Here is a 12,710-nt window from a genome sequence, read left to right as displayed (position 1 = left end):
TAATACTATATGAATGTCAGCAAGTTGGCAAGTAGTTATAGGCAGTTGGCGGGAGTTTGGCGTCATTGCGGCGGCGGGGAGTTTGCCGGCAACTGCTTTGGTGGATGATGTATGCAAACAATATGGGCGAGCGCGGCGAGAGACAACTGCTTCCGGCAGCCAAATAACTGCTTCAACCAACAGCCAACCCCCGCATTTTGCAGGATGCGCATGTTCATTAATAAAAGTAGCTGTTGCAAGTCAACCGATGCCAAACCATATTAAGCAGCTGTTCAAGATTAACCGATACAATTGCCCTTGCATGTGTCCTCTATATCTTTGCCGCCATCTTGTGTGCTATTTCGGTGATGCATGCCAAAGTCTCATCGGTCGCGTAGCCCGCTACGCTCCCTCTTCATACTTTGGCATGCATCACCGAAATAGCGCACAAAATGATGGCAATTAATTTTGAACACCTACTTATTGTGGTATATTATCTTTTCCATCATCTTTCACGCCCTTCCGTGTTGACTCCTTGTGACCCTGCGCTCGTGTAGCCAGATCCCCTCTCTCTTCGGGCTCCAAGAAACATTCTCCGAACTGCCCACAACCTGATGACAATCAATTATTCAACAGCTACAGATAATGTCATGGATGGGCTGTGCCACAGTATGGCTTCGGTCGGACTGTCGGTTTTATGGCTGTTGCTTTTATTTTATCCTGTTTTTCGGGCTTCACCGGGCCGTATCCCCTGCCTGTGGTCCAGTTGGGCCGGGGTAGGGGCGTTGCCGCCTGTAGCTTAAATTGGCCGCGTTACTGTTGCCAAGAGTCATTGGGCGGGCTGTTGTTGTAAACAATTGATGTTAAATGGCGTGAATTGCTGTCTCCGTTTCATTATTTTTGTTATTATGCTCTCACTTTGCCGGTGTGCTGCAGCGCCCGTATCCTGCAGCAGCAATGCAATCACTGTTGCACAGATGTTTCGTTGGTATGTTAAAACCATGACTTGTTAGGCTTTTTTAACGGTAGCGGCAAAAATAACTTTTATTATTTTTCTACCTTTGTTTGCGAAAAGAGCAGGTGTGTGCACCGGCCACTTTGCAGTGAAACATTGCGCGTCGGGGCAGCCTGCAGGCCATGTTCCGTATTGTGTCGGAAATGCCGTTGTTGCAGTTCTCAATGTCGGCAACCCGTGGGTTGGGAGGTTGATGCTGCTCCGGTTTGACTGTAATGACTAAAAACTGTAATGAAGGTAGCTTTTTCGATGATTTATCTACTAAGATATGTGAACGGAATGTTTAACTTTGCAGACAGCTGTTTGACTACGCACTGTCAGAAAACCGGCACCCGGAGTGCCAACGCCTGAAATGTAACAAACGCCTAAGATGATAAATGCAATGCTTATCGGTTATACGAAAATGAATATGCGGACTGCGGCCAAAGCCGCCGAGCCGCCGTAAGAGTTATGCTTGAATGCGTTATGCCCGTTTCGCGGGCTGTGAGTGCCGGCCGTCGATGCCTGGGGGGCTATATGGCGCATCTCACAAAAAGAATGAAATAAAATCTTTGTTTTACTAAATTTATACTACTAAGATGGCTGACAATAAGTTACTGAAAAGATGGTGGCTGCTGCCTGTCGCCCTATTGTGCGGATTCCATCCGTCGGGCCTTGCTCCCGCCTCGGCCGAAGTGCAGGCCGTGCAACGGCAGGGTATGATTAGCGGCACGGTAGTCGACCAGAATGGCGAGACCGTTATCGGCGCCAGTGTCATCATTGAGGGCGGCAAGACCACCCAGGGAACAGTTACAGACTTCGACGGAAAGTTTTCACTGAAAGTGGCTCCCGGCACGAAGTTGAGAATCACTTTCGTGGGATACAAGCCCGCGGTGGTGAGCGCGAAGAACGGCATGAAGGTGGTGCTCGAGGAGAACTCAAACGTCTTGCAGGGCGTTGAGGTCGTTGCCTACGGTACCCAGAAGAAAGTGACCGTGACGGGAGCGCTCTCCAGCATCAAGGGCGAAGAAATCGTGCGCACGCCGGTCAGCTCGGTAAACAACGTGCTTGCCGGACAGCTTTCGGGTGTGACCACGGTGCAGTACTCAGGTGAGCCGGGCTCGGACGCCGCCACGGTGTTCGTGCGCGGACAGGCTACATGGGAAGACTCCGCCCCGCTCATACAGGTTGACGGTGTGGAGCGCTCGATGAGCGACATCGACCCCAACGAAATCGAGAGCATCACCGTGCTCAAGGACGCATCGGCAACGGCTGTGTTCGGTGTGCGAGGCGCCAACGGCGTGGTGCTCATCACTACCAAGCGAGGCAAGGAGGGAAAGGCGCGCATCAGCGGTTCGACCTCGTTCAGCCTCCTGATGCCTACAAAGATGGTTGAGCAGGCATCGAGCTACGAATACGCCCTCTTCCACAACATGATGAGAGAGTACGACGGAGGTACTCCGGAGTTCTCCGACGAGGTGCTCGAGATGTTCCGCACCGGCTCCGACCCCATCAGGTTCCCGAGCACGGAGTGGGCCGACTACATCATGAAAGACGCCACGCTGCAGACACAGCACAACGTGAACATCAGCGGAGGAAGCGAGAAGGTGCGCTACTTCATCTCGGCCGGTGTGTTCACCCAGGGCGGTCTGTTCCAGCAGTTCAACCAGGAATACGACAACAGCTACGCCTATAACCGTTTTAACTACCGTGCCAACCTTGACATGGACGTGACAAACACAACCACACTGTCGTTCAACATTGCCGGAAACATGAGCAACGCCCACAAGCCTTACACGGGCCAGGGTGCATCGGGAATGATCATGCTGGCCTACCAGGCCACGCCGTTCTCGAGCCCCGGTATCGTGGATGACCGCCTTGTGGCCACCACGACCGACTATTCCGACGTGCAGCTGCCGTTCACCGGCAGTTCGGGCATGGGCTACTATGGCACCGGATTCATGAACACGCAGGTCAACAAGCTCCAGATGGACCTCCAGCTCGAACAGAAGCTCGACATGATAACCAAAGGTCTGTCGTTCAAGATAAAGGGCTCGTACAACAGCCAGTACAACGTGCTCAAGAACGGTTCGGCTGCCGTGGCCACCTACAACCCCGTGCTGCAGGACGACGGCACCATTGCCTACAGGAAGATTGGCAGCGACGAGCCGGTGAGCTACTCGACCGACACCGGCAAGGCGCGCGACTGGTATGCCGAGGCTTCGCTCAACTACAACCGTTCGTTCGGCATGCACACCATCGGCGCCCTGTTGCTGTACAACCAGAGCAAGCAATACTATTATTCTTCGACCGAGTATCCCGACCTCGCCCGCGGATATGTGGGCCTTGTGGGCCGTGTCACCTACGACTGGAACAACCGCTACCTGGCCGAGTTCAACATCGGTTACAACGGTTCGGAGAACTTTGCGCCCGAGAACCGCTTCGGTACTTTCCCCGCAGGATCTATCGGATGGGTTATGAGCGAGGAGAAGTTCTTCAAGCCACTGTCTAAGGTTGTCAGTTTCTTCAAGCTGCGTGCATCGTGGGGTCTTGTGGGTAACGACAAGATTGGCGGCTCGCGCTTCATGTACCTCGACGACCCATACACAGTAAACAACGGCGCCATCTGGGCCCGTGGCGGACGCGGCTACTCGTTCGGTATAGAGAACAGCACCATCTATCCCGGCGCATTCGAGTCGTCGCGCAACAACCCTGAGGTGACTTGGGAGAAGGCCTTCAAGCAGGACTATGGCTTCGACCTCAACCTGTTCGACAACCGCCTGCGCACCGTGTTCGACTACTATAAGGAGCATCGTACCAACATTCTGCTCCGCGACGGCACGGCACCGAGCATCATCGGCTTCGACGTGCCTTACACCAACCAAGGCGAGGTGGACAGCTGGGGCTGGGAACTCTCGCTCAAGTGGCAGGACGAGATAGGCAAGGACTTCCGTTACTGGGTTGGCGTAAACCTCTCGTACAACCAGAACGAAATCAAGGAGATGAAGGAAGCCCCGCTAAACAACGAGTATCAGTATCAGAAGGGCCACCGCATTGGCTCGCGCAGCCAGTATCTCTTCTGGAAATACTATTACGACGGAGCCGAGGCCGACTATGAGCGCGAGTTCGGGCAGCCGTTCCCGCAGCAGATCATTGCCAACGAGAACCTGAAGCCCGGTGATGCCATTTACGTAGACCTCGACGGCAACGGCGTGATAAACGAGAACGACATGAGCCGCGACTACGGCTATACCGACGACCCGGAGTACATCGCCGGATTGAACCTCGGCTTCAAGTGGAAAGACCTGAGCGTGAACATGCAGTTCACCGGCGCGTGGAACGTGTCGCGTTATCTCTCCGATGTGTTCATGCGCCCGTTCCATGGTCGTACAACCGAAGTTCAAGGTGGTCTGTTGAAATATCACCTTGACCACACATGGACAGTGGACAATCCTTCGCAGGATGCCGAGTATCCCCGTGTGACAAATCTCAACGGTACCCAGAACTACGCAACGTCGACACTTTACGAGAAGGACGCCAAGTACCTGCGCCTCAAGACCCTCGAGGTGGCTTACGACTTCCACTTCCCGTTCATGAGGAGCATTGGCCTCAACCAGTTCCAGCTGGCTCTGAGCGGCTACAACCTCTTCACCATTTCTCCCTACATCTGGGGCGACCCGGAGACCAGGGCAAGCGCTTCTCCGTCATACCCGTTGCAGCGCACATACACAGTGTCGCTTAAGTTAGGATTCTAATTCACAGCAGAACATCATTAAAATCGGAATTTAATTATGAAAATACATAAGTTGTTATTTGGCGGATTGGTAGCCGTGGCTGCTGCAGCGGGCGTCAGCTCGTGCACCGACGAGATTGCCGTGGGCAGCGAGTTCCTCGACAAGGCTCCGAGCGGTGGCACCACCAAAGACTCTGTGTTCCACAACGCTGAGTACACCCGCCAGTTCGTGGCCGGCATATACTCACTGCAGTATTACGGCATACCTTACCGCAGCTCCAACGACTCTCCGCTGTCGGCCAGCTACTGGAAAGGCAAACTCGATGCCCTTACCGACATCTATCATCTCCACTTTAGCGGTTCTATGCTTTATGGCAGTTATTATAGCGGTTCGCTGACGGCCAGCACCGACGGCCCCATCTACGGCTTCACCACCGAGAACTTCTGGGAGCTGATACGCTCGGCATACATGCTGCTCGAGAATATCGACGGTGTGCCCGGCATGGAGCAGAGCGAGAAAGACCGCCTCTCGGCCGAGTGCAAGTGCCTCATAGCCTCTACATACTTTAATATGTTCAAGTGCTACGGCGGACTGCCTATCGTAACAGGCACGTTCTCGGGCCTTGATGGGTCGTACAGCCTTCCGCGCGCGTCGGTTGACCGTACTGTGCGCTTCATGACCGGCTTGCTCGACGAGGCGTCGAGCGTGTTGCCCTGGGCATACACCGGCACGGCTGCTCAGACAGAGACCGGCCGATGGACAAGGGCTGCCGCCATGGCACTGAAGTGCAAGATATTCCAGTTTGCGGCCTCTCCGCTCTTCAACAGCGACCAGCCTTACTATGGCGGCTCTACCGAAGCTGAGCGCGACAGCCTCGTTTGGTATGGCAGCTATCGCCAGGACCTGTGGGATTCGTGCCGCACGGCCTGCCGCCAGTTCTTCAACGAGGTGGCTGCCAACGGCTATTACCGCATGGTTATGCCAACGGCCAACACCCAGGAGGCTTACCGCTATGCCTTCCGCTACGGCTATGTCAACCAGGCCAGCCCCGAGGTTGTATACTCGGTGCGTGTCACCAACAGTACTCACGACTCCAAGTATCAGGGCTATACGCTCATGTACGGGCGCAACGAACGCTATGCCTACACCCCGACGGCCGAGTATGTCGAGATGTTCCCGTGGCGCGACGGTACACCGTTCGACTGGCACACTGACAGTGTGGCCGGACGCCTCGACACTATGTTCGTCAAGGGCGACCGCGTAGAGGGTCTGCAAGACCTGCAGAACCGCGTGCTCACACGCGACCCGCGCCTCTATGAGACTGTTTATGTCAACGGCGTGCCGCAGCAGACCAACTGGACCGACGGCAACGCCACGGGCGACATTTGCGAAAACTGGGTGGGCGGAACCGACGCCAACCAGCAGCCCGCAACCGAGCAAGGATTCTTTGCCACGGGCTTCGGCAACAAGAAGTATGTGGTTGGATCGTGCTACGACCGCCAGTTCCCGCAGTGGGATGTCATCCGCATGTCTGACATGTACCTCACATACGCCGAGGCACTGCTGCAGGCCGACAACGACTTCGACGGCGCCCTGCGCTACATAGACCTCGTGCGTTCGCGCGTTGGTATGAGGGGACTGGTGGAGTGCAACCCCGACAAGAACCTGACCGGCGACAAGAACGCCCTGCTTGAGGAGCTGCTCCGTGAGCGCGCCTGCGAGCTCGGATTCGAGAACGAGCGCTACTTTGACCTCATCCGCTACAAGAGGGCAGACATCTTCGAGAAGCATCTGCACGGACTGCGTATATGGCGTATGCAGACCGACCCGACGACAGGCGTGCGCGATACGGTGACCACGATGTGGACAAACGGCGACAAGCGTACATCGGCCGACGACCCGACAGCCCCCGGCTTCTATGAGCCCACCGACTTTGAATACGAGCGCTTCCCGTTCAATGATGACTGGGTGCGGTTGGCCTGGACGTCCGGCTTCGATGCCAAGTGGTATCTGTTCCCGTTCCCGCAGACTGAAATCAACAAGGGCTATGGGCTTATCCAGAACCCCGGATGGTAATCGGGGAACTCAAGGACTTATGTGACAACTAACGAAGTTCAATAGATAAATTGAGTAATATGAAACGAAACAAGATATTGGTGCTGTCGTTGCTGGCCTGTGCAAGCATGCCGGCGGCAGCTCAGAACGACTCTATAAAAGAGCTGTCGGCGGCTGAAAAGTTTGCCGGGCAGAAGATTGACGTGGGAGCCGACAGGACTTTCACGCGCGAGGAGGCTACAGCCGCAGTGTCGGTGATAACCTCTGAGACCACCGACCGCCGTAGCGCACGCAACATTGGCAACTCCATCATCGGCCAGGGCCTTGGACTTGTGTCGCTGCAGAACTCCGGCACTTACTCGGCTGCCGACCCGACGTTCTACGTCCGCGGCCTGCAGAGCCTGTCAACAAGCACCCCGCTGATTCTCGTCGACGGCATTGAGCGCGACATCGACAACGTGTCGCCGGGCGAGGTGGAGTCGGTGCAGATTCTGAAAGATGCCGCTGCCGTGGCTCTCTATGGCTACAAAGGGGCCAACGGCGTGATTCTCGTCACCACAAAGCGCGGCAAGTACAACTCCAAGGAGGTGAAGTTCAGCTACGACCATATATATAATTATATGGTGAAGAGGCCTCAGTTCGTCGACGCTGCCACGTATGCCAGTGCCGTGAACGAGGCCCGTGCCAACGACGGGCTGGGCGCACGCTACACCGCCGACGAGATTGGCGCATTCCGCGACGGCACATACCCTTACCTCTATCCTAACGTGAACTGGGTCGACGAGACCTATCGCCACCACGGGGTGACCAACAAATACAACGTGGAGTTTACCGGAGGAGGCAAGAACTTCCGCTACTACACCATGGTCAACCTCATCACCGACAAGGGATTCATAGCCAACCCGAACGAGAACGACGGCTATTCCACACAGGACAAGTATACAAAGGGAAGCATGAGGGTTAACCTCGACGCCGACCTCACGCCCAAGACCAAGATGCGTGTCAACTTGCTCGGTGTGCTGAGCGAGTCGAGCTCGCCAGGCGCAAACGCCGAGGCCGCCAGCGATGCGGGCAATGCCGCTGCCGGGCCGGCCAACATCTGGGACATGGTTTACTCGCTCCCTTCGGCTGCTTTCCCCGTAAGGGCAGAGAGCGGGCTGTGGGGCGGCAACCCGACATGGAGCGGAACGGTCAACCCCGTGGCCCAGTCGGTGGGCGCTGCCTACTCCAAGAACCACACGCGGAGCATATTCTCCGACATAACCCTTACGCAAGACCTGTCAGCGATACTCGAAGGACTGGGCGGAACGGTACGTGTGGGCTACGACAACACGTCGAACATATTCGAGAACCACAGCAAGGGATACGACTACGGAAGCCAGATACCGGGCGCATGGGAGAACGGCGCGCCCACCATTGCCGACGATTACCGCGTTATTGCCGAGTCGACCATGGGTACAGCCGCCGAGACCAACACCTATGCTGCACGCTTCCACTTCGACGTGGGCTTGAACTATGGCAACACCTTCGGCGACCACTCCATCTACACTCAGCTCAAATATGACTATGAGTATCAGGAGACCACCGGGCTCAACAACACCATCTACCGCCAGGATGTGTCGTGGTGGAGCCACTATGGCTACAAGAACCGCTACTGGCTCGACCTCGCCCTCGTGGGCTCCGGCTCAAGCCGCCTTGCACCGGGCACCAAGTGGTCGTTCTCGCCCACCGTTTCTGCAGCATGGGTAATGTCGCGCGAGAACTTCCTCAAGGATGTCGAGTGGGTCAACCTGCTCAAGCTGCGCGCTTCGTTCGGCATAATCAATGCCGACTACCTGCCGGGTGACAACGTGTGGACATACTACACGCAGCAGTATGTCACCAGCGGAGGCACCTATCCGTTCCAGGGTTCGTGGACGTCGCAGTTCGGACGCACTTACCTCGACCGCCTCGCCACCGAGAACCCGAGCCACGAGAAGGCTTACAAGTATAACGTAGGTCTTGACGCCTCGCTCTTCGGCAGCCTTAACCTGACGTTCGACGCATACTACCAGAGGCGCACCGACATCTGGGTGGAGGCATCGGGAGCATATACCGAGGTAATCGGACTTGACGCGCCTTATGAGAACGGCGGTATCGTTGAGACATGGGGATTTGAGGCCGGCGCCGACTATGCAAAGCGTTTCGGCGACTGGACGGTGAACGTTGGCGCCAACTTCGCGCTCAACCATAACCGCATAGTGGAGCAGATGGAAGAGCCGCGCCTCTACGGCAACCTCGTGCAGACGGGCCGTCCGCTCAACCAGATCTACGGACTCAAGGCCATCGGCTTCTTCAGGGATGAGCAAGACATCGCCAACAGCCCCACCCAGACTTTCAGCACTGTGCGTCCCGGCGACATCAAGTATGAGGATGTGAACGGTGACGACGTCATCGACGCCAACGACCAGGTGGCCATTGGCTTCAGCGATGCAGCGCCCGAGATTTACTACTCGTTCCATCTGGGAGCAGCATGGCGCGGCCTCGGCTTCGACGCAATGTTCCAGGGAACGGCCCGCTACTCTGCAGTGCTCAACACAAAGAGCATGTACTGGCCGCTCATCAACAACACCACAATCTCTCAGTATGCTTACGACAACCGCTGGACGGCCGACAACCCCAATGCCAAGTATCCGCGCCTGAGCTCGCAGAGCAACGCCAACAACTACCAGACCAACACCGTATGGGTGGAGGACCGCTCGTTCTTGAAGTTGCGCTACATCGAGCTTTACTACAACTTCCCGCAGAAGTTGATGGACGCTACAGGCATACTGGGTGGCGCAAAACTCTATGTCCGCGGCACCGACCTGTTCAGCATCGACAACCTCGAGGTGTCAGATCCTGAGTCTTATGGCGTCAGCGCCCCGCTCACAAGGAGCATAGTGGCCGGCCTGGCATTAACATTCTAACCAACATTAAACTACAGAATCATGAAAAAGAGTAAGATATTTGTTGGCTGCATAGCCGGGGTGATGGCTCTTACGGCTTGCTCCGACCGCATGGACTACAATGAGTACGTTCTCCGGGACAGAGAGGAAATCATCCAGACATTCGAAAGGGTGGGCGGCTTCATGACCGACATATACAACCATTTCGACTATGACTATGGTCAGTATTACTCTGGCGCGTTGCTCGGCTCGGCCAGTGATGAGTCGCAGTATGCCACCATGGGTAACGTAATAGAAGACTTCTACAACGGCTCGTGGAGCCCTACCAACGCGAAGAGCGCAATCTGGAACGACATGTATGAGGGAATAGCCGTCTGCAACGTGGTGCTCGACGACTTCCAGAACCTCACTTTCGACGACCTTGAGCTCAACAGCGACTACCTGCAGCAGCTCTACCGTTACAACAACTACAAGTGGGAGGCCCGCTACGCTCGCGCCTACTTCTATTTTGTGCTGGCCCGCCAGTATGGCGGTGTGCCACTCGTGACCCACAACCAGAGCTATGACATCACCAACTCGCTGCCCAGGGAGTCGAGCGACAGCATTTTCCAGTTCATCATCGACGAGTGCAACTTCATCGAAGACTCTATCATCGTTGACTATTCAGACATGGGAGCAATGGACATGGGTGCCAACGAGACCGGGCGTGCCGACCGTCTGGCTGTCATAGCCCTCAAGGCGCGTGCCGCCCTCTACTGGGCAAGCCCGCTGTTCAACCCCGATGGCGACCAGGAGCGCTACCACATGGCAGCCCTCTACTCAAAGCAGCTCATCGACGAGGCTACGGCCCGCGGCAAGCACCTCGCTGCCGACTATGAGTCGCTGTGGGCAACCGACAACTTCAACAACCCCGACATCATGTGCGAGATTATCTTCGGTCGCCGCATTTACGGCACCGAGTCCGGCGGAACGTCGAACACATTCGAGTCTTACAACTATCCCGTGGGAATTGAAGGTGGCGTTGGCGGCAACTGCCCGACGCAGAACCTTGTCGACGCTTACGAGTTTGCATCAGGCGCCAACGCCGGCATGCGCCCCGACCAGCTCGACAACTTCGACCCCGACAGCCTGTATTACGACAACCGCGACCCGCGCTTCTATGTGACGATTGCCAAGAACGGCGACGTGCAGTGGCCGAGCTACAACACCAACCCGCTGCAGACATACTACGGCGGACTGCACGCTGAGCCTCTGACGGGTGGCACGCCTACGGGCTACTATGTGAAGAAGCTGTGCCACACGGCCATCGACCTGTCTTCGAACAGCAGGTATACGGCCGACCGCCACACCTGGCTCACATTCCGCCTGGGTGAGTTCTACCTCAACTATGCCGAGGCTATGTTCCGCTACACCGGAAGTGCCTACACCACAACGAGCGACCTGCCGATGAGCGCCGCCGAGGCTTTGAACTACACCCGCAACCGTGTGGGCATGCCCAATGTGCCCGGCGACCTCAGTGCAGACGCTTTCTGGGCCAAGTACAAGAACGAGCGCATGGTTGAACTGGCCTTTGAGGGCCACCGCTTCTGGGACGTGCGCCGCTGGAGGGAGGCTTCAGAATACTTCACCTCTATAGACGAGATGAAGCTGACGCTCAACGCCGACGGCACCGTGACCGGCAACCGCACAAGCGTGTCGCGCCAGTGGAACGACCGCATGTACCTCTTCCCCATACCGCAGACAGAGAGGATGAAGAACCCCAACCTCTCGCAGAATCCCGGTTGGTAACCAAGGGGTGACCCCATGATATGGCGAGGAGGCAACGGATGTCCGTTGCCTCCTCGTTGGTTTTAGCACAAATCGTCATTAGAGTAGGCCATGGTGTTGGTGGCTGCGCCGAGGCAAGGCGGCCGCCACGATGCCGGCAACATGGCGAACCCTCAGTGAAGGCCGTTGACGGCAAGCAAACAGCGCCCCCGGCGGTATGGTGCCTGATATGGGTTTGATGGTGGTGGTGGGGCGGCATAGGCCCGGCGTGTGGCTGCTGTCAGTGGGCCACGGCCTTCTCGAAGGCTATGCGCTCGCCCCGCGGGCCGTAGCTGACGGTGCCGCACAGCTCATAGCCCATGGCCGGGAGCAGGGCCAGCATGGCGGCGTTGTCGTGGTTGGTGTCTACGCGCACGCCTGTAGCCCCAGCCGACCGCGCCTCGCGTTCGGCCCGAGCCATCAGCGCCCGGGCCAGTCCGAGGCCCCGCCATCCGTCGGCCACGGCCAGCCTGTGCACAGTGACATAGGGCCCGGGCGTGAGCCACCGTCCGCAGATGTCGGCATAGGCAGCCTCGGGCTCGGTTGTTATCACGGCGTAGGCCACCGCCACTTGCCTCCGGTCGCACGCCACAAAGGCGTGGCCAGAGCAGATGTCGGCTTCAATGGTGTCTGCCGAGGGGTAGCTCTCTGTCCACTGCGTGCTGCCCCGTTCGGCCATCAGCCGCTTGGCGTCGGTTATTATCTGCCATATCCTCTCGCTGTCGGCGTGGCCGGCTTTCCTTATTATATGCTCCATTGTCTTGTCTTCTTGTTTGTTGGCACCGCTGTGTAGCGCCAACGGCGCTTTTGCCGCTGCAAAGTTACTGAAAAAAATCCGCCTGAAACCATTTCTGCCATACCTATGACATGGCCGCCGACCATGCCCGCGCATTGCCGCTTCAGGCAGGCCAATCATGGCCGTGAGGCGGAAAGAGGGTGGCCGTGAGCTTATTTCAGATGGATAGATGAGAATGATGGCGACATACCGACTACTATTTTTTGTGGCGAAACGGATACAGTTTGCTGATTTTTCCGTATCTTTGCGCCCCACACCCCATTGTTTGGTGCCGCACAAAAGCCGGCAGTCTCAATGGGCACAGGCCCGCCGGGCATGGCGCCACAGGCCTGACGGACGATATGGCGTGGCGCTGCAGGCATTGGGCGATTTGGGTTTTGTAATGCAGAAAATTCAGGACAACAACATTTAGAAGGTTT

At 56.7% G+C, this 12,710-nt stretch carries 5 protein-coding genes; 4 read left to right on the top strand and 1 reads right to left on the bottom strand.

Going from position 1 to position 12,710, the window contains the following annotated elements; genetic code table 11:
• Positions 1–1,572: 1,572 nt before the first annotated feature.
• The 4 genes from M3089_RS13180 to M3089_RS13165 are packed head-to-tail and all read left to right on the top strand — an operon-like array spanning position 1,573 to position 11,477.
• Entirely contained in the window at positions 1,573–4,728 is a 3,156-nt protein-coding gene (locus tag M3089_RS13180) for a SusC/RagA family TonB-linked outer membrane protein (protein ID WP_249084558.1), read from the top strand.
• A gap of 36 nt (positions 4,729–4,764) precedes the next feature.
• Positions 4,765–6,783 carry a RagB/SusD family nutrient uptake outer membrane protein gene (locus M3089_RS13175; RefSeq protein WP_249084557.1) on the top strand — a complete coding sequence of 673 codons (2,019 nt, stop codon included), beginning with the start codon at positions 4,765–4,767 and terminating at the stop codon, positions 6,781–6,783.
• A gap of 59 nt (positions 6,784–6,842) precedes the next feature.
• Positions 6,843–9,710, top strand: coding sequence for a SusC/RagA family TonB-linked outer membrane protein (locus M3089_RS13170; protein WP_205109488.1), 2,868 nt, complete (start codon positions 6,843–6,845; stop codon positions 9,708–9,710).
• 21 nt (positions 9,711–9,731) lie between these two features.
• The gene (locus tag M3089_RS13165; protein WP_249084556.1) at positions 9,732–11,477 is read left to right on the top strand and encodes a RagB/SusD family nutrient uptake outer membrane protein; all 1,746 of its coding nucleotides are present in this window, start codon (positions 9,732–9,734) and stop codon (positions 11,475–11,477) included.
• Between the two features lie 259 nt (positions 11,478–11,736).
• Here the strand turns inward: M3089_RS13165 and M3089_RS13160 are convergent, their stop codons facing one another.
• Entirely contained in the window at positions 11,737–12,252 is a 516-nt protein-coding gene (locus M3089_RS13160) for a GNAT family N-acetyltransferase (protein WP_249084555.1), read from the bottom strand.
• Positions 12,253–12,710 lie beyond the last annotated feature (458 nt).

The sequence above is a fragment of the Marseilla massiliensis genome, from assembly GCF_023336985.1.
GTDB classification, from domain to species: domain Bacteria; phylum Bacteroidota; class Bacteroidia; order Bacteroidales; family Bacteroidaceae; genus Prevotella; species Prevotella intestinigallinarum.
Note: the sequence above shows the minus strand (reverse complement) of the source record. Positions and strands in the feature narration are given on the sequence as shown.

Bases quoted from the DNA above. Each gene is read 5' to 3' on its own strand.
- M3089_RS13180 (WP_249084558.1), top strand. From the start codon at position 1,573: ATGGCTGACAATAAGTTACTGAAAAGATGGTGGCTGCTGCCTGTCGCC.
- M3089_RS13175 (WP_249084557.1), top strand. From the start codon at position 4,765: ATGAAAATACATAAGTTGTTATTTGGCGGATTGGTAGCCGTGGCTGCT.
- M3089_RS13170 (WP_205109488.1), top strand. From the start codon at position 6,843: ATGAAACGAAACAAGATATTGGTGCTGTCGTTGCTGGCCTGTGCAAGC.
- M3089_RS13160 (WP_249084555.1), bottom strand. From the start codon at position 12,252: ATGGAGCATATAATAAGGAAAGCCGGCCACGCCGACAGCGAGAGGATA.
- M3089_RS13165 (WP_249084556.1), top strand. From the start codon at position 9,732: ATGAAAAAGAGTAAGATATTTGTTGGCTGCATAGCCGGGGTGATGGCT.